At 38.1% G+C, this 21,999-nt stretch carries 23 protein-coding genes; all 23 read right to left on the bottom strand.

Going from position 1 to position 21,999, the window contains the following annotated elements; genetic code table 11:
• Positions 1–41: 41 nt before the first annotated feature.
• On the bottom strand, positions 42–863 hold the full coding sequence (locus tag CBG49_RS12330; RefSeq protein WP_088594699.1) for a hypothetical protein: 822 nt from the start codon (positions 861–863) through the stop codon (positions 42–44).
• 31 nt (positions 864–894) lie between these two features.
• Positions 895–1,521, bottom strand: coding sequence for a rhomboid family intramembrane serine protease (locus CBG49_RS12325; protein ID WP_088594698.1), 627 nt, complete (start codon positions 1,519–1,521; stop codon positions 895–897).
• A gap of 13 nt (positions 1,522–1,534) precedes the next feature.
• Positions 1,535–3,013: a YfcC family protein gene (locus CBG49_RS12320; protein ID WP_088594697.1), complete on the bottom strand. Its 1,479-nt coding sequence runs from the start codon at positions 3,011–3,013 to the stop codon at positions 1,535–1,537.
• Positions 3,014–3,156: 143 nt separating this feature from the next.
• Positions 3,157–4,209 (bottom strand): hypothetical protein, encoded by a 1,053-nt coding sequence (locus CBG49_RS12315; RefSeq protein WP_088594696.1) that lies wholly within the window; start codon positions 4,207–4,209, stop codon positions 3,157–3,159.
• Between the two features lie 62 nt (positions 4,210–4,271).
• Positions 4,272–5,387: a DUF8184 family protein gene (locus tag CBG49_RS12310; protein ID WP_088595330.1), complete on the bottom strand. Its 1,116-nt coding sequence runs from the start codon at positions 5,385–5,387 to the stop codon at positions 4,272–4,274.
• Positions 5,388–5,397: 10 nt separating this feature from the next.
• On the bottom strand, positions 5,398–6,333 hold the full coding sequence (locus CBG49_RS12305; protein ID WP_088594695.1) for a phospholipase D-like domain-containing protein: 936 nt from the start codon (positions 6,331–6,333) through the stop codon (positions 5,398–5,400).
• A gap of 58 nt (positions 6,334–6,391) precedes the next feature.
• Positions 6,392–6,919, bottom strand: coding sequence for a hypothetical protein (locus tag CBG49_RS12300; protein ID WP_088594694.1), 528 nt, complete (start codon positions 6,917–6,919; stop codon positions 6,392–6,394).
• A gap of 8 nt (positions 6,920–6,927) precedes the next feature.
• On the bottom strand, positions 6,928–7,311 hold the full coding sequence (locus CBG49_RS12295) for a hypothetical protein (protein ID WP_088594693.1): 384 nt from the start codon (positions 7,309–7,311) through the stop codon (positions 6,928–6,930).
• An 8-nt stretch (positions 7,312–7,319) separates the two neighbouring features.
• A complete protein-coding gene (gene mltG, locus CBG49_RS12290) occupies positions 7,320–8,345 on the bottom strand; it encodes an endolytic transglycosylase MltG (protein WP_088594692.1) in 1,026 nt (341 codons plus the stop codon).
• 72 nt (positions 8,346–8,417) lie between these two features.
• Positions 8,418–8,843, bottom strand: coding sequence for a DUF4240 domain-containing protein (locus CBG49_RS12285; protein WP_227002893.1), 426 nt, complete (start codon positions 8,841–8,843; stop codon positions 8,418–8,420).
• A gap of 118 nt (positions 8,844–8,961) precedes the next feature.
• A complete protein-coding gene (locus tag CBG49_RS12280; RefSeq protein WP_088594691.1) occupies positions 8,962–9,462 on the bottom strand; it encodes an SEL1-like repeat protein in 501 nt (166 codons plus the stop codon).
• Between the two features lie 16 nt (positions 9,463–9,478).
• Positions 9,479–10,273: a Fic family protein gene (locus CBG49_RS12275; RefSeq protein WP_088594690.1), complete on the bottom strand. Its 795-nt coding sequence runs from the start codon at positions 10,271–10,273 to the stop codon at positions 9,479–9,481.
• A gap of 6 nt (positions 10,274–10,279) precedes the next feature.
• Positions 10,280–10,699 carry an HXXEE domain-containing protein gene (locus CBG49_RS12270; RefSeq protein WP_088594689.1) on the bottom strand — a complete coding sequence of 140 codons (420 nt, stop codon included), beginning with the start codon at positions 10,697–10,699 and terminating at the stop codon, positions 10,280–10,282.
• Positions 10,686–11,099: a hypothetical protein gene (locus CBG49_RS12265; protein ID WP_088594688.1), complete on the bottom strand. Its 414-nt coding sequence runs from the start codon at positions 11,097–11,099 to the stop codon at positions 10,686–10,688. Before CBG49_RS12265 ends, CBG49_RS12270 begins: the two co-directional genes overlap by 14 nt.
• A 158-nt stretch (positions 11,100–11,257) precedes the next feature.
• The gene (locus tag CBG49_RS12260; RefSeq protein WP_088594687.1) at positions 11,258–13,492 is read right to left on the bottom strand and encodes a polyribonucleotide nucleotidyltransferase; all 2,235 of its coding nucleotides are present in this window, start codon (positions 13,490–13,492) and stop codon (positions 11,258–11,260) included.
• Positions 13,493–13,603: 111 nt separating this feature from the next.
• The gene (rpsO, locus tag CBG49_RS12255; protein WP_002677173.1) at positions 13,604–13,873 is read right to left on the bottom strand and encodes a 30S ribosomal protein S15; all 270 of its coding nucleotides are present in this window, start codon (positions 13,871–13,873) and stop codon (positions 13,604–13,606) included.
• Between the two features lie 100 nt (positions 13,874–13,973).
• Positions 13,974–14,414 carry a deoxycytidylate deaminase gene (locus CBG49_RS12250; protein WP_088594686.1) on the bottom strand — a complete coding sequence of 147 codons (441 nt, stop codon included), beginning with the start codon at positions 14,412–14,414 and terminating at the stop codon, positions 13,974–13,976.
• Positions 14,377–15,303 (bottom strand): bifunctional riboflavin kinase/FAD synthetase, encoded by a 927-nt coding sequence (locus tag CBG49_RS12245; protein WP_088594685.1) that lies wholly within the window; start codon positions 15,301–15,303, stop codon positions 14,377–14,379. The genes CBG49_RS12250 and CBG49_RS12245 overlap by 38 nt, the downstream gene beginning before the upstream one ends.
• On the bottom strand, positions 15,300–17,072 hold the full coding sequence (locus CBG49_RS12240) for an AMP-dependent synthetase/ligase (RefSeq protein WP_088594684.1): 1,773 nt from the start codon (positions 17,070–17,072) through the stop codon (positions 15,300–15,302). The genes CBG49_RS12245 and CBG49_RS12240 overlap by 4 nt, the downstream gene beginning before the upstream one ends.
• 4 nt (positions 17,073–17,076) lie before the next feature.
• On the bottom strand, positions 17,077–18,588 hold the full coding sequence (locus CBG49_RS12235) for a beta-N-acetylhexosaminidase (protein WP_314474243.1): 1,512 nt from the start codon (positions 18,586–18,588) through the stop codon (positions 17,077–17,079).
• A gap of 34 nt (positions 18,589–18,622) precedes the next feature.
• Positions 18,623–20,263, bottom strand: a complete 1,641-nt coding sequence (locus tag CBG49_RS12230) for an alpha-1,3-galactosidase-related protein (RefSeq protein WP_088594682.1) — start codon at positions 20,261–20,263, stop codon at positions 18,623–18,625.
• Positions 20,264–20,278: 15 nt separating this feature from the next.
• The gene (locus tag CBG49_RS12225) at positions 20,279–21,043 is read right to left on the bottom strand and encodes an acyl-[acyl-carrier-protein] thioesterase (protein WP_088594681.1); all 765 of its coding nucleotides are present in this window, start codon (positions 21,041–21,043) and stop codon (positions 20,279–20,281) included.
• 18 nt (positions 21,044–21,061) lie between these two features.
• On the bottom strand, positions 21,062–21,850 hold the full coding sequence (locus tag CBG49_RS12220; RefSeq protein WP_088594680.1) for a Cof-type HAD-IIB family hydrolase: 789 nt from the start codon (positions 21,848–21,850) through the stop codon (positions 21,062–21,064).
• Between the last annotated feature and the right edge of the window lie 149 nt (positions 21,851–21,999).

Here is a 21,999-nt window from a genome sequence, read left to right as displayed (position 1 = left end):
GGACAATTTGTAAATTGGCGTTGTATAAAGTTTTTTATATTTTAATTTCTGAATTCTAAGAAAGATGGATGAGAGCGGTGGTTGTTTTGAGGGTTGTTGTTATTTCTCTTTCTATTTCTCTTTATCTTTTTGTTTTTAGAGTTGGACAGTATTATTAAACCTATAGAAGTTAATAAAAGGAGTACTCCAAAACCAATACAAGCTATTTTGGCAAATAAGGACATATCACTTTCTTCATAGGCAGCAAACAAAAGGACTGCCGCAAAGCCAAGTATTGCCGTTGGAATAGTGATACGAAAAAGTACAATCCCCAACATTTGCTTATAACGCGTCATATTTTTACCCAAGACATAAAGCACAATTCCCACAAGGAGAAAATCAAAAAACAAGGCAAAGAAAACCATTACTGATAGCATTTTATAGAATCCCCTTTTATCTGCTATAAAGACATTTCCTGTAGAGGGATTGTAGTTTACTTTGCAATACATTGCTTTCCCCTTGTAGGAATATAAACTATTGTAATGCACAACTTCCTTTGTAATCGTATCTCCTTGAGTTGTGACCAACTGAACAATAGGGAGTTTTACGGTTATTTCGTAATGGTTACCATCGTCGTCATTCCTCTCTCTCGTTTCATAAGTGAAATCTACTATTTTAGCGTTGTAAGTTTCACTTTGGTATAGGTCTTTAACATATTCAAAAACAGTTATTGGGAGCAATATTCCAGCCAAAGTAATGGGGGATATTATTGCAAAAGTGATAAGATAAGTAAAAATACCTGATTGAGGGCGAAATCGCTTTACAAAGTAATAAGTGAGAATAATTGCTATTAAAAGAAGTATGTAGATAATAGAAGAGCCCATAATTTTCTAATTTTCACATTTGCTAATTTCCTCATTTTTTCAACAACCGCACTCCCATATAGCCTAAAGGCAATGCCATAACTCCTAAATAGAAAGCGTGGTGTATCACTACTTCAGGGGCATAAACTACAACTACTATCAAGCCAAAGAGTGCACCCCCTAAGTGAGCTGCGTGCCCTAAGTTGTCACCTTGTTGTGGGTTGAACATCATAAATACCGAATAGCCAAAGTACAATGCTCCAAAGAGCCAACCTGGTAAGAAGTTTACACTTAACGCTGTAGGATATAGAGCAATAGCGGCAAAGATAATCCCCGATACAGCTCCCGAAGCTCCTATGGCAGAGTAATAGGGTTGATGTTTATAGATACGCAAACTAAAGATACTCCCCAGTAGCATTGATCCAAAATAGATGAGCAAGAATAGTAGGTTACCCATAGAACCGATAATCACATCTTGAAAGAAATAGAGTGAAACCATATTAAAAATGAGATGTTGCCAATCGGCGTGGAGGAAACCAGAAGATAACAGGCGCACATAATCGCCTTTTTGCACCGCTCCTACATTAAATTTGTAGCGGTTGAAGAAAGTAGGGTTGTTGAAACCGTGATAACTTATTGCAATTGTAGCAACAAGAATAATGATAAAAGTGATATTCATAAGTTTTGTATTTTTAAATCCATAATAAAATAGTGAGTACTACTATAAAAATGAGTGCTAATGGCGAGATGAAACGCAGCCATTGTTTATAGTTGATATTTACCATTGCCAATGAAGGCAATATCAGTCCGGTAGGGGTGATAAAAGCCATTATCCCCATTCCAAAAAGGTAGGCACTCACCACACTATGTCCTTCTACTCCTACAACCGAAGCCAATGACCCTATAATAGGCATCGTGAGCACAGCCATTCCAGAGGAGGAGGCTATAAACAAACTGAGTAGTCCAAAAATAAGCATTAGCATTGGCAGAAAGACCATTGGCGACATTCCTTGTACAAGTTCGGTAGCGTAATGCAAAATAGTACCCGATATTTGTCCGTCGTTTAATATAAACGATACCCCTCTGGCTATCCCAATGATAAAAGCAACGCCTAATAAATCGCGAGCTCCTGCCATAAATTCACTGATGAATTGCTGTTCGCCACAACGTTGCAAGAATGCAATAGCAATAGCAGCTACCAAAAACAGTGCAGTCATATCCATAAAATCCCATTCCCATTGTGATACGCCTATGATCATAATCACAAATGAGAACGCAAATACTAAGAGCTCTATTTTGGTAGAAAGTTTGAGTGAAGCGGTAGGTTCGGAGTTGTTAGAAACGTATATTTCGGGGATGGCTACTCCATATACAATTGATTTTTCGGGGTGTTTGCGCACTTTTTCGGCATAGCGGATAATATAAATAATGCTTATCACAACACACAAAACCAAAGCGATGATGCGAATACTCAATCCCGATGTCCAATCTACCCCAGCGGCATCGGAAGCGATAATCACGGCAAATGGATTGGTCGTTGATGCCAATGTACCTATGTTAGCACCTATGTAGATTACAGCCAACGGTACCATTAGGTCGTAGCCTGCTGCCAAGAAAATAGGAACTATCATAGGGTAGAACACAAAAGTTTCTTCGGCTAAGCCAAAAGATGTACCTCCTAATGCCAAAAGAGTAGTGAGTAGAATGATAAGGATACCCTCACGCCCTTTGAGTTTGTGAGCCAAATAGCCAACCCCCATATTTAGAGCTCCCGAACTATTGAATACCCCTATGAAACCCCCTAATACTAATACAAACAATATAATGTCAATAGTATCGTAAATCCCTTTGATAGGGGCAAAGAGCACAGATTTAACACCTTGATAATGCGGTTGGCTCTGTACATACGTATTGGGGATTGAGATGGGTTTGCGTATTTTCTCCTCTTTGAATTTACTCAACTGAATATTGATACCTAAATCCTTGAGTTGTTCTTGTGTAGCAGGTAGAGCATAAGTACTATCGGAAGTGTGAATTACAAAAGTATTGTTTGCTTTGTTATACTGTAAGGTGTTATAAGCCCCCGAAGGTAATAAAAAAGTAAGGCTGGCAGCTAAAATAATTACCAACATTAGTACCGTATAGGGAGTAGGGAATTTTAGTTTTTTCATTGGTTTTTAGTTTTAGTGATTTTATATCCCAAAGAAACAGAAATTATTGATTATTTGAAAGTTGTATAGAATACTAGTTACTTGAGTAAAGCTAAAAGTAATGAGAGAAAAGAAACAAATAGTGATATATAGTTTTAACATTTTCATTGATGCAAAAGTAAGGTAAAAATTTCATTTATTTGAGCTACCATATCTTTAATAACGTTATCTCTGTCCTCTTCCGTCTTAGGATAAATAGGAATAAAGTTACCTTCTTTTTTATCTTCAAGGATAGTTTTTCCTATTATTAGTGTTATTTTTTTTATTTTAGACTTTAATTCTTCAGGTTGGCTATATTTTCCTTTGTCTATATTGGTAATTTTGTCATCTCTTTCTTCTATTTTCAAGAAAAAAGGAGTGTCTGCTTCTTTAGCCCAATACTCAAAGTTAAGTCCAAAGGAAATGGTATAATTGTAATAGTTTCTATATACATAATACTTATTTCTACTACTTCCATTCCCAAGACCCTTATTATTAAAGTGTTCACTTTTGTTTAATTCAGCAATTACTCCATCTACAATTTCATAGAAAGAATTTACTTTTTTCCCTATATTTGGAGATAAGTCTTTTTCTGTTAATGGGAGAAATGAATTTTTATCTACTACCTCACAAAGCCCAATAAGTTGTTCGATGTCTGATAATAACTCTGTTTCTTGGTGGATTTTAAGTTCAGCTTTTATAAGCTCTAAAATCTCTGTCCAAGACCATATAAGAATATATTGGTTATTTAATTTGAATGAATTTGAAAATTCTTCAAAAGGTAACTTTTCACTCTGTATTCTTCTAAAAAGCTCTTTATACAAAGAAACTTTTCTCAACGATGGGCAGATGAAAACTAATGTTCCATTATTATCTAAGCGTTTTAAATAAGAAATAGGTTGGTTTTCAGTGAGAGAAGCCCAGAATTTAGCTTCTAATATAACTTTTTCTTTTCCTTGACTATCAATGCCTGAAATATCAGTACGTCCCAAATTCTCTTTAACAATTTGAGTGTGATAATGGAGTGTAGGGATAGTACAGCCTGTCTTGCTTTGGATTTGAGTAGCTATAACTTCTTTTGCTACTGCTGATTTTTCTAAAATGTAAGTAAGGCTTTCCGAAACAATATCTTCGTGAGATATTTTAATTTGGTTATAAAACTTAGCTAATAAAGACATATTTATTTTTTATTTTTTACTAAGGAGGAGTATTATTGGTAGTTTTGTTGAGTCTCCATAGTTTAATGGTTTATTGTGTTTATAACTTCTTCAACGAAGTGTAATACAAAATCGCTGTTCTTCAGTTCGTAACTGAGACTTATAGGGGTAATAGTTCCGGTTATTAGTTGCCAATTTTCGTCACGTGTTCTAACTACATCAGTAGAAGTAATGGTTACTACTCCTTTTTGTATGGCAATATGCTGAAGTTCATAAAGTCGCCATTCTTCTTCACGGGGATTGGTAAAGAATGTTTTTTCAAACAGAATCTTTGTGTCGGCAATTTCATTGCGACTTTGTAGTTTGTTCTCTTCATTAATTCCCATAGTAAATACACTAAAGCCACCGCCCTCTTCAGCACGAGGTATAATATTCCCCTCATTATTATACTGAGTAGCCCCCAGTTCACTCACTTTGCCATTTTCAGTAACCAATGTGATACTACTCCAGTGTTTTTTACGTTTGGTTAAGAGTACTTGCCCAGTATGCAAATCGTAAATAGTTTTAATCCACACCTTATCCGATGGATATTGCGCCAAGAAGCAGAAGTGCTGAAGTTTATCTCTTGAAAGCACTTCAAAAGATAATTCGCTGTAGTCAGGTTTTACTTGTACATTGTAAAGAGGTAGAGGAAAAGGGTCGCCATAAGGGTTTTCATCATAATAAAATTGATGTGTATTAGGATTATAATCCAAACACGCAAAGTTTTCCTCTTCTATACCTCCTAATACTACTGAAAACCAATCAAAACTACCTATTTCTACCCTGCAATAATACAAATCTATTACTGTAGGGATAGGCTTAAAGCCATACGCTAAGGCAGCTTCACGAATAAAATCAGTAAGCTCTTTGGTATAACCAAGATACAAAAATCCCCAAAGGAATTCAGGCATTTCTTCTTCCTCTGGGTTATTAAAAGTAGAGAGTTGCTCGCAGAGGGTTTGTATAGCTTCTGCGAGGTAGGACTGTTTATCAGTGGCTTGATTAGATTTTTTCAATTGCGCCAAGAAAGCCTCCAAATGTGCGTTACAATCGGTTATATTTTCTTCAGTATAGTAACGGTCTTCCTCAATAGTTGTTGAGAGTTCTGCACGCATTTGCGCAATGATTTGGTCTTTTTGAGTAATGAGTGAGGTCATTTCTTTTATTTTACGATTGTTTGGCATAACAACTATAACACAAAGGCGTTGCTACAGTTACTTTTTTCTCTTCACCACAACAATGGCAGTATTTTTCCTCATAAAAACGGTTGCCGTACTTCGCCCACTCTTGATAACAGCTCTCACATAAAGGCATCAATGGGTTAAAGGGAATCTCGGTATGGCAATGAATACAATGTCCTTTTTTTTCTTGTGAAGCAGCTTGAGCAATGGGTTGTACTGTTTCTTGTGGAGTAGCTTGTGGTGCTTCCTCTTGTACTGCTTTTTCAGGAGTAGGTTCAGGTTCTACAGGCAGTCTGTTATCGGTATTTGTATAGTTTTCGGGTACAAAAGAAGAGTAGCGGATAGGTTTTACGGCTCTGTTAGACAATACATCATTTACTAAATCCAAATGTACGGTAGAGCCCACGTAATCTTTTGCCAAACCTAAAAACTTCTTGTTGTAGTTAGGGCGTTTAGCAAAGACAGTGTAACCGCTATCGAGTACACTCATAATAGTATTTTTGGAAGTCTCGAAGAAGTTGTTTTTGTTTACAAGGTCGGTGAGGGCTTTTTCGGCAAGTACGCCAAACTCTACCTTGTTTTCCAGCGAGTAATCCAACAAGTTCATAGAGGTAATCACCGATTGTTTCTCGTTAGCATAATATTGTCCGTGTAACTGTGGAATATACACCATTGTGATATTCGGGAAGTTCAAGAAGTACTCAATATCTTCACGCTTAAAGTTATCATCTCCGTTGGAAGAAGTTTTTCCAAACCCAATAAGTATATGCAGTTTGGAGTTGTTTAAAAGCTGTTTAAAGATATTATCTTTGAGGTAATCACCTAACTGAATATAAGGTGAAATGATGATAAGCTCCTTTTCTGCCTTAAAAAGAGTGTCGTAAATAGTATCCGATAGCGGTTTTCCTGTTAAAAAATCCATAGTATATTTTTTTATTATGAGGCAAAGGTAATGGTTAATTAGCAAATTAGCAAATTTGTTAGTTGTTAATGATTGATTGGAATAATTTATATCCCACGTATTTTTTGAAATTGGGGTGTGTATTTTTATAGAAACAATCCCAATAACTGGCAATACGGCTCTCTATACGCTTTTGGTAGAGAGGATTTTTACGAAAGAAGACCTTCAATCTATCACGAGTGTTATTAGGAAGTTCGCGTTGAAGCACTTCTACTATTTCTATAACATAATCACCAAAAAGTTTGGCTATAAAGGGCAAGACAAAATCTTCTTTTACTGCTAATAATTCTCTTAGATAATACTCTCTTAAATGACCATTACTATGACATAAATACAAGCAATTAAGCATTTGCTCTTGAACCAAAGTCAGGTTTTGAGTGTTGAACTCCCCAAAATAGACTCTTTGAGGTAACTCTAAAACTTCCCCATTGAGGCAAACAACTTCCGTTCCTATGGTTTTAAAATTCTTAGGGTCATTTTGCTGTAGAAAATCTGCAATTTTAGTAGCATCTTTGTGTAAATAAGAGGGGAAGGCTTTTTGTATCATTATTTGTCTTATTTTTGTAAAGGAGAGGTATCATAACCCAATGATTGCAAAAAAAGTAAACCGTTTAAAGAAGATGTTTTGTTGCTGCTTGTCCAGCCTTGTGTTTCTGCCCAATCAATAAGTTTGGGGATATATTTAGGTTCATTAAGGTTGATATTATCCTCGGTTTGTGTATTTTTATTCAACAAATTGATATTGCCATTGAGGGGTTGTCCCATAAACTCATCTTCAATGGTAATAAAATCAATACACAAGGGCGTATTTTTCTCTCCACTTAAGAAAATACGCACAGAAAGTAATGAGGTATTATTTTCTTTAGTGTTGTAAGCAGTATTTACACGATATAAATACTCTTGACCTTTATGAACTAATTTGCGTAATTTCTGTTTCATAATTATTTTTATTTAACGCCTTTTTCATCAGCCCATTTGTGATATTTTTTAGCTTCTTGAGAGTGTTGCAAAAAGGTGCGTGAGAACTTGTGATAACCAAAATTTTCGGTATCGGCAGCAAAGAAGAAATAATCGTGTTGTTCGGGGTTGAGTACCGCCTCGATAGACGAAATATCGGGCATTGTGATGAGACCTATAGGCAAACCGTAATTTTGATAGGTATTATAAGGATTTTCCAAACTTGTATGCAGTCCTGTAACGCGTTTGATAACGAGTGTGTAGTCTCCCAGATGGTTTTTGTAACCAAAAATAGCAGTAGGGTCGGCTTGCAACATCATATTGCTATGCAAGCGGTTGAGGTAAACTCCGGCAATGCGTGGGCGCTCATCAACTTTAGCAGTTTCTTTTTGTACGATAGAAGCCAATATACTGACCCCTATAGGTGTAAGGTCTTGCTTTTGGGCTTGAGCTTTGCGTTCAGGTGTCCAAAAACGCTCATACTCTTTGAGCATACGGTCGCGAAATTCTTCTGCCGAGGTATTCCAATAAAACTCATAGGTATTAGGAATGTACATCGCCAATGCAGTAGCATCGGTGAAACCGTTTTCTTTGAGGAAGTTAGGGTTTAAGAAAGCGCGCATTAGAGTAGCGCTATCGGGTTCTATTTGAGCAGCAATGCGCCCAGCAAAATCTTCTAATCGCTCCTGATTGTTAAATTTGAGTTTTACAGGAGTATTGCGATTGCGAAGTGTGCGTACGATATCTATATTGGTAGCCCCTTTTTTGATGATGTATTTACCTGCTTTAACTTTATCGGAATACCCCATACGTTTGGCTACTTGAGTAAAAGAGGTAGGGTCTTTTAGTAGTGGACTTATCAGGTGTAATACCTCGCTAAAATCAGCTCCTGTAGGGATATATACTATTTCTTCTTGGGTTTGAAAAGCTGTATTGCCTACCAATACAGCGCGATAAATAAAGAAGCCTACTACGGCTACAGCGGCTATAACCGCTCCTATAATCCATTTTTTCATAGTTGTTTTTCTATTTGTTGTTATCTTTTTTACCTATTATCTAAAATCACAAATCAAGAATTGAACCTATTATCAATAAATACCTGTTACATCATTATATTTGTCTAAACATACTTCATCGGCAATTCCATAAAGAATAGTATCACTATCATTTCCTTTTATACTATAGGGTATTAGCTCAGGATGTTTGAGTATTTTCTCATAATATGTTCTACCTTTGCTCACTACCCAATGTGACACATCTTCCACACCATCTTCAGATTCTTCGATATAATCGGTAAAGGGTTCACATTGCAATTCAGCTGCTAAATCTACAAAAATTTCTTGAAATGCAACGATATTATCCTTGCTAAATTCCATAAGAATAGTTCGCAATAGCTCTCTATCTTCTTTAGCATTAGCTATAATATTCCAAAACCATTGTTCTTTATCTGTATTGTTCATATATTTTCTATTTTGTTGAGGAGAGACTTCAAAAAGTGATGAGTTATCCACCATAGCACCATATATTAGCAGAGCAAGTGTTGTTTGTTCTCACTCAAAGGTTGCAGAGCTTGCCATTGCTCATATAGTTTATTGATTTTTTTCATATCTTGCTAATTGAATAACTCATAGTTTACTCTGTAGGAGTTTTTCTATATGAATCTCGTAAGGCTTTATACCTATTAGGTCTTAAATAAGGGTCTTTAGCATTTTCAAATTCGTTCCAAAGCCAGTTTCTAAACTCAGTAGTAATGCCTTTTTCTTTAAGTTCCTTATAATCTATCCTGCCTAATATCTCACAAGCAGTAGGGTATAGATTATCACAAGCCTCCATTAAATATTTAAAACCTAAGTACACTTGGTCTAAATTATCAGAGGTAACACAAAAATCGGCTAAAGCCATCAGGGCAGGTATATAATCCTGCTCAGCAGCTTTTTTATATAAATCAATAGCTGTTTCTAAATCTTTTTCAAAACCATTAGGTTTGTTTATTAACAGATATTCGGCGTATTTATACATATCTTTAGGATGATTAGCTTTAAGTATTTTCTTTAACTTTGCAGCTTCTTCTTTATTGGTTTGTGCATAGGTTGCTACTCCCACAAAAAACAATAACAATATACATCTTTTCATTTTCTGTATTTCTATTTTAAAATTTCCATTCTATGGTTTTGTCTTCTTTTTCTCGAAATTCCTTTTCTTTAGCAATCTCATTTTGTAAATGTTTAGTATACTGACTAAACATAAAAGCGTTATATGTCTCAAAGTTTTCGTTTGTTCGCACAGAGTTCAAAGCTTCGTAATAAGCAGCTTTATCTTCTGCAAATACAATACCCAAAGGCAAACCATACCACTGCTGAATAAAGTTCATCAGTAGGCGTGAGGTCCTGCCATTGCCATCGAGAAAAGGGTGAATGTTCACTAACTCATAATGAGCATAAAATGAGAGTGCTAATTGAGCTTCTTCGGTAGTTTGCTCAGGGAGTAGGTCATTTAGTTTTTTTATTAACTGCTCTAACGCTGCTGGTACTTTTTCAAAACTCATAAACGATACTCCTCCTGTAGTTACCCTCACTTTGCGCAATTCGCCTTTGCTAGCATCTACAGAACCTAAGGCATTAGTAAGCACTTCTCCTGTAGTTTTCATAACTTTGGCAGCTATTTCCTGAATAAAAGCTACTGATAGAAGTCGGTGTTGTGTAGCTTCTTTTAGTACAAAGTTCAAAGCCTCGTAATGATCTTTGGTTTGATTGGCAAACAATAGAGGCTTACCATTAGGAGTGTTGCCGTCTTCAATCAGTACGCGAGTTTCGTTTAAAGTTAAAGTAGAGCCTTCTATACGGGTAGAGTGACTGGTAATGAGAATTTTGTTGAACTCATTATAATTCAAGGAGGATTCTAAACCAAGTGCTCTGTAAGTTTGTATAATTTCTAAAATAGTCATTGGTTTCTATCTTTTAAACAACATATACCCCCATTTTGGGATGAGATAAACGCCTATGAGGCAGGTTACCATTACGGGAGAATAGGAATGGGTGAAATAGCTTATTAGGATATGCCATACCAAGAAGAAACTCAATCCTGCAAGGTATAAAACAAGCGCAATTCTCGTGGCTTTTTCGCTCTTTCGACATAAAAAAGCAAAGACTGCTACCAAAGTAAGTTGCCCAATAGAAGCTCCTATAAAATATTCAGGGTGTTCATTAGCTAAATGAGCATTCTCAGCAATTCTGGGGAGTTGCAACCATTGGGGTATCTTATCCACAAAGTCAATATACCATTGCCAGAATGAAATACTCTCTTCTACTTGATGTAAAGCGTGTAGTCCCATTATAGGTAACCACAAATGTATATATTTATTTGTTTCCATATACTTCTGCTTTTAATGCGGTAATATAGTTTTGTTGTATCCGTTTTAAATTCCAAAAGAGAGGCGCTATGAGTCTTAAAAAGAAGTTTTTGATATGTATTTTCTCTTGAAAGCAAACTTTAGTACCTCCGTTATACGATTCAAACTTTCCTTCCCATTCTCCATAGAAAAGTTTGTGTTGCATTGTAAAGGCATAATACTCATTTTCTTTCTTTTGAATATTGTTAAAAAGTGTGTGTCCTCCGCCTTTGTAATATTCAATAAATCCGTCTTCCAATAACTCAATATTCTCCACTTCCTTTCGCCACTGAAAGTTCTTGTTATCAGTAACAATATTATATACCAATGTTACAGGCGTATCAATCACATCAGTTATTATTGAAATTAGAAAGGGTTTCATTTTTGAAATCTTTTATCTGAAGGCAAAGATACTAAAAAAAAGAAAAACCGAAAACTTTATACTATAAAAGTACCAAATCTTCGGTTTAAAAAATATTATGAATACAAAAATTCTATGATAGGCTTTGTTAAATTTTGAGACTTTGACAAAGTTTTTTGCTATTCTTGACGTGGTTTTTGGTTATTATTGTGTCCTTTAGGGCGGTCGTTGCGAGGTTTACCGTTGTAAGGTTTATCTGATTTTGGGCGGTCTTCTCTCGCTGGGCGGTCAGGGCGCTCTTCGCGTGGTGGACGTGGCAACAAGGCTTTGCGTGATACTCTTGTTTTCTTGGTTTTAGGGTCGATGCCAAGGTATTTCACTTCTATGATATCACCTTCTTTAAGAGCATCTTCTATTTTGTCGATTCTATCCCAAGATACTTCAGAGATGTGGAGCAAAGAGTCTTTACCAGGAACAAACTCTACAAAAGCCCCAAATTCTACCAAGCGCACTACTTTTACAGTGTAAGTTTCTCCTTCTACAGGTTCAAATTTCACTGCGTTTACTGCCTCAATAGCTTCTTGAATACCAGCTTCGTCGGTACCTAAGATTTCTATGATGCCCAATTCGCCCACTTCTTCTACCACAATAGTAGTATTTGTGCGCGCTTGCAAATCTTGAATGTTCTTACCACCCGTACCGATAAATGCTCCGATGTATTCCTTAGGCATATCCATCTTAACAATTTTAGGTGCGTGAGGTTTCACAGTAGGGTTAGGTTTTGCAATCGTATCGGTGATTTTGCCTAAGATGTGCATACGTCCTTCGCGGGCTTGGTTCAAAGCTTTTTCGAGTATTTCGTAAGAAAGACCTTTGATTTTGATGTCCATTTGGCAAGCGGTAATACCATCGGCTGTACCGGTTACCTTAAAGTCCATATCACCTAAGTGGTCTTCATCACCTAAGATATCGGAAAGTACTGCATAACGCTCGCCATCGGTGATGAGTCCCATAGCAATACCCGATACAGGTTTTACCATTTGTACCCCTGAATCCATCAAGGCTAAAGTACCTGCACACACAGTTGCCATTGAAGATGAACCGTTAGATTCCAAGATTTCAGAAACTACACGAACGGTATAAGGGCAATCTTCAGGGATCATACGTTTGAGGGCGCGTTGTGCTAAGTTACCGTGACCTATCTCACGGCGTGATGTTCCGCGCAATGGGCGTGCTTCACCTGTTGAGAAAGGAGGGAAGTTGTAATGCAAGTAGAAACGTTCTTCACCTTGTTCTGAAGGTAAATCGATTACGTTTGCTTCGCGTGAAGTTCCTAAGGTAACGGTAGTAAGTGACTGGGTTTCACCACGTGTAAAGATAGATGAACCGTGAGCTGATGGCAAATAGCCTACTTCACACCAAATAGGGCGTATTTGGGTAGTGTTACGACCGTCTAAACGGATATTTTCGTTTAAGATAAGATTACGAACAGCTTCTTTTTCAGCATCTCCGAAATAACGAGTGATGATAGGAGTAAGCTCTTCTAATTCCTCTTCGGTAAAGAGCGCCAAACACTCTTCTTTTACTGCGGAGAACTTTTCACCGCGTTCTTGTTTAGTAGTGTTTTCTTTGGCTATAGCATAACATTTATTATAGGCAAAATCGTATACTTTTGCTTTTACTTCTTCGTTTTCTACTTCAGGATCGTAGGTGCGTTTTTCAGTTTTACCTACTTTTTCAGCCAAACGCAATTGCGCTTCGATATGAGGTTTGATAGCTTCGTGTGCAAATTTGATAGCTTCAGCCATATCTTTTTCGCTCACCTCGTCCATTTCACCTTCTACCATTGCCACAAAATCTTTAGAAGCACCTACCATAATATCGATGTCAGAAGCTTCTAATTGTTCACGACTTGGGTTTACGATAAATTGACCGTTCACACGACCTACGCGTACTTCGGAAATAGGACCATCGAACGGAATGTCAGACACAGCCAAACAAGCAGAAGCAGCAAGACCTGCTAAAGCATCGGGCATTACATTCTCATCGTGAGAGATAAGCTGGATCATCACTTGTGTTTCAGCGTGATAATCTTTGGGGAATAGCGGGCGCAATACGCGGTCAACCAAGCGCATTGTCAAGATTTCTTGATCACTAGGGCGTGCTTCGCGTTTGAAGAAGCCCCCAGGGAAACGACCTGCCGCTGCAAACTTCTCACGATAGTCTACTGTAAGAGGTAAAAAGTCAGTTTCAGGATTGATTTCTTTAGCCGATACTACGGTTGCCAATAGCATCGCATTGCCCATTTGCACCACAACAGCGCCGTCGGCTTGTTTAGCCAACTTGCCAGTTTCGATAGAGATGGTACGACCATCACCTAAATCGATGATTTCTTTTTTAACTTCTGGAATCATTCTTTTTGTGAATTAATAAATTAATAATTGTTGTGTTGAGGGCTTTAGGGTTTAACCAATGAAAAACTGCTGTAATAAACAAAAGGAGGCACAAAGCCTCCTTAGTATTGCTTATTTTCTGATGTTTAGTTCTTTGATAATCGCACGGTATCTCTCGATATCGTTATTTTTCAAATAATCGAGCAAACTTCTGCGTTTACCTACCAATTTCACCAATGAACGCTCGGTATTGAAATCTTTGCGATTTACCTTTAAGTGTTCTGTAAGGTGATTGATTCTAAGGGTAAAAAGAGCGATTTGCCCTTCTGCTGAACCAGTGTTGGTTTCTGAACCTGCGTACTTTTTAAAAATTTCCGCTTTTACTTCTTTAGTTAAATACATTCCAATATTAATTTAATGATTATTATGTACGAATTTTTTCGGGCGCAAAGGTAGTAAATATTTTCTAACTACCAAAGAAATAGCACTTATTTTTATTTTTTTACTCACTTACATCTTCTAAGTGGACGAGTTCTACACCTGCTTTTTCGAGAAAAGCTAACCCTTCGTTATCGCGATAGCCTTCCTTATACACCACGCGCTTGATACCCGATTGGTAGATAAGCTTACTGCACTCTTTGCAAGGTGACATTGTGATATAGAGTGTCGCTCCTTCCGACGATTGGGTTGACGAAGCGACTTTCATTATCGCATTAGCTTCGGCGTGAAGCACATACCAATGGGTATTGCCTTCTTCATCTTCACAACAGTTATCAAAACCGGTGGGTGTACCATTATAACCGTCAGAAATAATCATACGGTCTTTTACCATTATAGCACCTACTTGCTTGCGTTGTGAATAGGAGAGTTTAGCCCACTCCATTGCCATACGCATATAGGCTTTGTCATACCGCAATTGCTTTGCGCGCTGCTGTTTCGTCATCTTGTAATTGTTTTTTAAGGAGGTCGATAGTATCGAATTTCTGTTCTTCACGTAGGTATTGTACAAACTCAATGGTGAGTTTTTGGTCGTAAAGGTCGCCGTTGAAGTCAAAGAAATACACCTCGATAGACGCTCCTTTTCCTTCGATAGTAGGGTTCTTGCCAATGCTCATCATTCCATAAACTTTACGACCGCCAATGTAGCTATACACAGCATATACGCCATCTTTGGGAATGAGTTTGTAGTCTTCGGTTACTTGTATATTAGCAGTAGGGTAGCCTAAGGTGCGCCCCAATTTAAGTCCGTGTACTACCGTACCTGTGAGGCTGTAAGGAGTCCCGAGGTAATGCTCGGCAGTGGTAACATCACCTTTATTCAAAGCCTCTCGGATTTTGGTGGAACTCACCGATACTTCATCTACTTCTTGCACCGATATTTCTTCTACAGCAAAGCCATACTTTTCGCCAAATAAACGCATATCGTCTATATTAGCGGTACGATTGCGCCCAAAACGGTGGTCGTAACCGATAATCACCTTTTTCACGTTGAGGTGTTGTACTAAGATAGTACTTACGAACTCTTCGGCAGTAAGTTGGGCAAAAGCCTCATTAAAAGGTTGCACCACGAGCAAATCGACGCCTAATTGCTGGAGTAGTTGCTTTTTCTCTTCCAAAGTGTGAATGAGTTTTAAGCCTTTGTCGTGTTGCACTACCATTCGCGGATGCGGGAAAAAAGTGAATACAGTAGCCAAAAGCCCTTCTTGGTGTGCGGTTGTTACAACTCTTTTAACAATTTTTTGATGTCCTAAATGCACACCATCAAATGTACCTATGGTGAGCACCGTAGGCTGCTGGGTAGTAAAAGTAGTAATATCGGTTATTTCTCTCACTTGTTGTAGAACTTGTTGTAAATGTCTATATATTTTTCTTTAATCACGCGTCGTTTAAGTTTGAGGGTAGGGGTGAGGTGACCACCATCTATTGTCCATTCATCGGGGGTGAAATCAAAAAGTTTTACTTGTTCCCACTTGCCGAGATGGCTGTTTACTTTTTCGACTTCTTGGGCAATACGATTGTGAACGGCTTGATTTTGTATAATCTCTTCGTTGGTTTTACCTAATTGTACTTTGTGGCGGCGTGCCCATTCTTTTACAAATGGGAAGTTGAGCTGAATAATAGCAGCAGGCATCTTTTCACCTTCGCCTACTACCATTGCATTCTCGATGAAACGAGAGAGTTTCAATTGGTTTTCTATTAGCTGAGGTGATACGTACTTACCGCCTGAAGTTTTAAAGATTTCCTTCTTGCGGTCGGTGATTTTAAGGAAGCCATCAGCGTCAAGCTCGCCTATATCGCCCGTGTGGAAGAATCCATCGGTGATGTTTTCAGCTGTTTGCTCAGGGTCTTTATAGTAGCCTAACATTACGTTTTCTCCTTTCACAAGTATTTCACCGTCTTCGGCAATTTTTACATCTATATTCACAATAGGTTTCCCTACGGTGCCTATTTTCCAGAATCTTCCCGATTCGCGGTTTACTGCAATAACGGGAGCGGTTTCGGTAAGACCATAACCTTCCATAATTTTGAGTCCTGCGGCAGAGAACACCTTAGCCAAACGCGGTGAGAGGGCAGCGCTACCAGAGACAATCATTTGTATGCGTCCACCTAAGGCTTCGCGCCATTTGCTAAAGATGAGTTTGCGTGCGATTTTCAGTTTGAACTCATACCAAGCACCATTAGCGCCATAAGGTTCGTATTGAAAGCCCAAATTGAGTGCCCAAAAGAAGAGTTTGCGTTTAATGCCTTTAAGTTCGGCCCCTTTTGCGAAGATTTTGTCGTAAATCTTCTCTATGAGTCGGGGTACTACTGTAATGATATGCGGTTTTACTTCGCGTAAGTTATCACTGATTTTATCGAGAGATTCGGCAAAATAAACATTTAAGCAATCGTACTGATACAAGTAGGTGAGCATACGTTCAAACACGTGGCACACAGGCAAAAAGCTGAGCGCTGTAGAGCCTTCACTAATAGGTAAACGGTCTTGGCAGTTCAGTATGTTGGAGATGATATTCCAATGAGAGAGCATTACCCCTTTTGGGCGGCTGGTAGTGCCCGAAGTGTAGATGATAGTCGCTAAATCGTCTTTTTGAATACTATCTTTGCGCGCTTCCACTTCAGATTGATTGCTCTCATCGGCGCCTAAATCGAGGATTTCTTGCCAATGATGAGCATAAGGTACATCGTTGAAGGTAAAGATAGTTTTTAGATGAGGTAATTTATCTTGGATAGAAGAGATTTTTTCCCATAGTTCTTTATCGGAAACGACACAGTATTTACATTCCGAATGGTTGAGGATATACTCAAAATCCTCTAAGTTGATAGTGGGATAGATAGGTACATTCTGTGCGCCTACTTGTAAAATTCCGATGTCGAGCACGTGCCATTCGGTGCGATTAGTACTTGAAATGACCGCTATTTTATCATTTTTTTCAATGCCTAAGCGCAATAAGCCTCGGCTTACGGTATTTACTTTTTGGATATATTCAGCGGTAGAGGTTTTTGCCCACTCACCGTTGTATTTGGTAGCAAAAGCGACCTCTAAAGGGTGTTTAGATTGTTGATAATAAGGTATATCGAATAAACGATTTACGGTATTCATTGGTTTAAATTTTTGTTACAGAGGGCAAAAGTAATAAATAATTACGAAATACGAAATACGAATGACGAAAAAAAGGAGATAACTCCACAGGAGGTCTGTAATTGACTCCTTGTTGCAATAAATAACTCAATTGACCTTCTAACCTATTGGTAAACGACTTCCAAGAATGCTGTTGCATTTTTGTCCAACCTACTTCGGAGAGGGCGAGGGCACGCGGATAGGTCATATAAAAAGCTCTAAAAAGGTCTTTTACACTTTCGCCCCATAGGGTAGCTTCTACTCCTAAAATATGCTGTTTTTCTTCTTGAGGAGTGAGAGAAAAAGCGGGGTTAAATTTATATACTTGTTGTAGCGTGAGGGTAGGCATCCAGCCTACATTAGGTAAATCGTCTTTAGCTTGTGGATAATCAAAATAAGCATACTCCCCCGGTGAACATATTACTTTGAAATTATCTTTTTTAGCGCGTTCTAACACCTGAGGGGTCGTGTGCATCCGCCACAAATACATTACACTATTAGCCGGATAAGTAGGCACTTCGAGTTCCATCCAAATGAGAGGTTGTTTGCCATTTTTCACTAAGGACTCATTCACCCTTTTGAAAAACTCACTCATCAGTTGGTGGTCGTTCGTAATTTGTAGTTCTTTTTTAAGCTGTTGCACTTGCGGATTTTCAAGCCATTTATCCAAAGGAGCTTCATCGCCTCCTATATGAAAATATTTACAAGGGAATACCTCTGATAACTCGCTGATAACATCATCTATAAAAGTAAAAACTTCTTCTTTGGATACACATAACAAATTCTTAGAAACCCCAGCAGTAGTGCGCACTCCTATAATTGTATCGTTGCAACTGAGAAATGGATAAGCTGCCACTGCGGCATCATTATGCCCTGGCACATCAAACTCAGGGATAAGTTGCACATTGCGTTCTAAAGCATACCGCACCAAGTCTTTCATTTCTTCTTGGGTATAAAAGCCTTCATTATTGCGCTTGCTCCCTTCAAAATCTGTTCGTTTAGCCCCTATTTCTGTCAGCTTGGGATATTTTTTAATCTCTATGCGCCAGCCTTGGTCGTCGTTGAGATGCAAATGTAAGTAGTTGAATTTGTATTGCGACATCACATCGATATACTTTTTCAAATCCTCTATTTTCCAATAGTGACGCGCGGGGTCTACCATTAGGGCGCGATAAGCAAAACGAGGGGCATCGGTAATGGTGAGACAAGGCAAGGATTCTTTGTGTTCTTTTTTTGCCTGAAATATCAATTGCCTAAGTGTTTGTGTTGCATAGTACTTTCCAGCTTCAGTGCTGTACTTAATGATAATTTTTCGAGGTTGAATAACTAACTGATAACCTTCGGGATTGGCAATAGTAGGTTCTGTTATATAAGTAATGGGGGTATTCACCTTACAACTGCCTTTATAGTAATGCACTTCATTAGGCTGTGGCACTACATTTATTTGTGCTGAAAGAGGAAAAGCTAAAAGCAGTAGTATATAATATAGTTTCATAATGATAGATTTGTTAATTTGGTAATTTTCTAATTCTCTAATCCTGTATCTTTACATTTTTAACACGTTCCAATTTAAAGCGTTCTTTATTCCAATGAAACGGTTTGAAGTCCTGATTTTTGATAATTTTATTATTGCGATAGATAAGATTTTCTACTGATTTAGCATAGAGAATAGGCTCGTCAAAAGTTTCAAAAACATTATCCTCAATGCGTATATTAGAGTGAAAATATTTTTGTTGAGCCTCTAAGTTAGGGATTTCGGGGTAGATAGAGATAATAGCATTCGTAAACTGATAGTTGGCAGTAAGTGCATTTATAAAACGATTGTTTTTGATGCTCACATTGCGGCAAGCGCCCGTTTCGTACCAACCATTGCAATCGCCACAGAGCAAGATAGCAGCCCCGTGGGTATGGTCGAATAGATTGTTACAGCACACCACTTTTTTAGGGGTACTAAAAAGTGCTCCTCGTGCCCGATTGTTGCGCACTATGTTGTTTTTAAAAAGCACTTTAGGCGTCCAAGTGAGATTTTCTACCCCACAAGGCGTATCGGGGTTTACCTCAGCAGGTAAAGGTTTATCAAAAGTGATTTCAAATATTTTTGCGCCTACTTCAGTAGGTTTATCAACAGCTTTTATCTGGTGAATTTTATAAGTTTTATCACCTATAGTTTCCATTGTTTTAGCAGCGACAAATTGCACTTGGTCACCCACTTCTCCCCAAAGAAATCCCCACGACTGAGGGTGCATATATTGCGCTTTGATAGTATAATCATTCTCACGAGTAATAACTTTCAAGTAAGTGCCGTGCACATTGATAGCATCATCAGCCATACCTTCATACAAACCATTTACCGAGCGTATTTTTCCTTTACAAGCTGAAAAATGGGTAGCATCGGCTTGGGTGGTGAAAAAACGTTCACTTCCCTCCTCTATTGCTACTCGAAACTTATCAAGAGTTACATTTTCAGTAAGTTGTGCCAACAGCCCCATACCTTGTACGTTGTGTACTGTGATATTCTCAAGAGTTATATTTTTGCTTTCGGTTACAAAAATAGCAGGTGTGGGTCGGGAATAAGTGCGCAACACAAAGCGCTCGCCTACTTGTAGAAAAGGCGATTTGCCCATTCCCTCTATATAAAATTTGTTAGGAGCGAGTTCAACGATTTTGGTAGGTGAAAAAGGAACATCGGCACGACGGTAGGCTAAGTGTTTATTAGGAGAGAAGACCATTCCACCAAAAGGTATTTCCTGATAATCTTCACCTGTGAAGTAGAGTTTTTCATTCTCAATTTTGTAGTTTCCTTGAGGGTAGAGTTGCGCCTTTACACTATTGTGCAAGCTATCTACTTCGGTAATTTGTAACTGTCTGAGGTAAGGCGTTGCAAAATCTATTGAGAAGTTGCGAAGGGTGAGATTGCTACAATTTTTCACTACAAAAGGCAAAATCGTACCGTGAAACACTAATTTTTGCCCCTTGCCATCAATGACTACATTGTGTAGATTTTCATAGTAGAACGCTACTTTTTTAGGGTTGGTTTGGTCATGATTGGAGATGTACAATTCCTTATTAACAGTTTGATTGATTGTGTATTGAGTAGTTGTAGGGAGGTACTGAGTGCTTTGACAAGCACCCAAAAGTAGAGCAGTGAGGGTGATGATAATAGCTGGTTTCATATTTGGTGTTTTTTGTTAAATTCTTTCAGCTATCCAATGTGAGATAAAAGCAGGTTTAGAAGCTCCTACTTTTTGAGCATAGTGATAAAGTTCTACTAAATTATGAGCATCATCTAAATACCTACCTTTGCTCTTAAAGCCTTGCATCTCATCGCCCATAAAAGTTTCGGAAAGGAAGTTGATATCGTACTCTTTGATTGTAAACTCACGGTGGTTGCGTTCAGTCATCATATCCAATGCCCACTGAGTGTATTTCACATTGTTCACGTGAGCATTCATATCGAGGTCACTCACACGTACCTTGAATTGATTAACTTGTTGCATATCATCAGGTAACGCAATGCGTTCAGTGCGAAAATTAAGACCTCCATCGGTACGCGAGTGGAAAATTTCTTGTTGTTCAGTAAGTTCTATAGGGCGGCGGGTGGCTATGTCCATTGTAATCCAAGTGCTAGCACATTCGCCTATTTTTTGGTCGTTGTAATAGAGTTCAAACTCGCGGAAAGCATAGACTCCTTGCACCGGTAACGACCAAGTTTTCACAGTGATACGCTCATTCCACTGAGGCCAGTAGTTCATTTTGAGTTTTTGCTGAATTAGTGCCCAGAAGAAGCCTTTTTGCACTAATTGTTTGTAACCGAATCCTAAATAAGCAGCGTGCTCGGCAGCTATATCTTGGAGCATTCCTAATAGTCCATATAGTCCTAACTGATTGTTTAAATTCACTTGAGTGCTACGCACTTTATAGGTTTCGGTGAAAATTGTTTTATTGTGGTCCATTGTAATATATTTTTAGGTTTATGATTGCAATAATTTTTCGAGGGTACGCACTACACCTGCGTGATTGTTGTCATATTCAGTTACATAGTTAGCAAGCGCTTTGAGTTCCTCTTGCGCATTGAGCATTGCATAACTATAAGTAGCGCGCTGAATGAGCTCTACATCGTTTAAATGGTCGCCAAATACTACAGTTTCATCAGGAGTGATGTTCAGTTGTGATTGCAAGTGCGCAATAGCATCCCCTTTATTCACATCTTTACCCGTGATATCCAGCCATATCTCACCCGATACCACTACATTAAACTCATTAGCATATTTTTTAAGATACTGAAAGGAATTGAGGCGAGAAATACCTCTGTCACAGACGGTTATTTTAAAAATTTCGTCATCGATAGCTACAAAATCGGTTACACGAGTATGAGCAGGATAATGACGAGCAATCTCATCAAAAATCCACTCATCATCGGTTTTTATATAAGCACTCTTCTTGCCGCAAAGGGCTACGCCTATTTGCTGAATTTCGTTACAAGTGCGCAAGATAGGAAAGAAAGAAGTAAAAGCGATAGGTCGCTCAAAAAGCGTTTTTCCCTGATAGATGAGCGATGCGCCATTATCGGGAGCATAAGCAATGCGCTCTTTGATAGGTGCAAAGAGTTCGTGCAAACTCTGCAACTGTCTGCCACTTGCTGCACAAAAAAGAATACCTTTCTGTTCAATAGTTTTGAACACTTCCCAAAAACTATTAGGGATTTCCTTTTGGTTATTCACCAAAGTACCATCTATGTCGGAAACAATGAGCTTGATCATATTATAATTTGGTGCGATCCGCACTGCTGTTTTTCAATTTTCTAATTTTCTAATTTTTGATGTATTGATGTTAAAATAAGAAAAGCTCTCCTTGGAGAAAGGAAAGCTTTCATTGGTTTACTATAAACCCGTGTAAAAATATTTACACA

It is taken from the genome of Capnocytophaga endodontalis (assembly GCF_002209445.1).
Lineage (GTDB): Bacteria > Bacteroidota > Bacteroidia > Flavobacteriales > Flavobacteriaceae > Capnocytophaga > Capnocytophaga periodontitidis.
The sequence above is the reverse complement of the archived record's forward strand: the minus strand, read 5'-3'. Positions and strand labels throughout refer to the sequence as shown.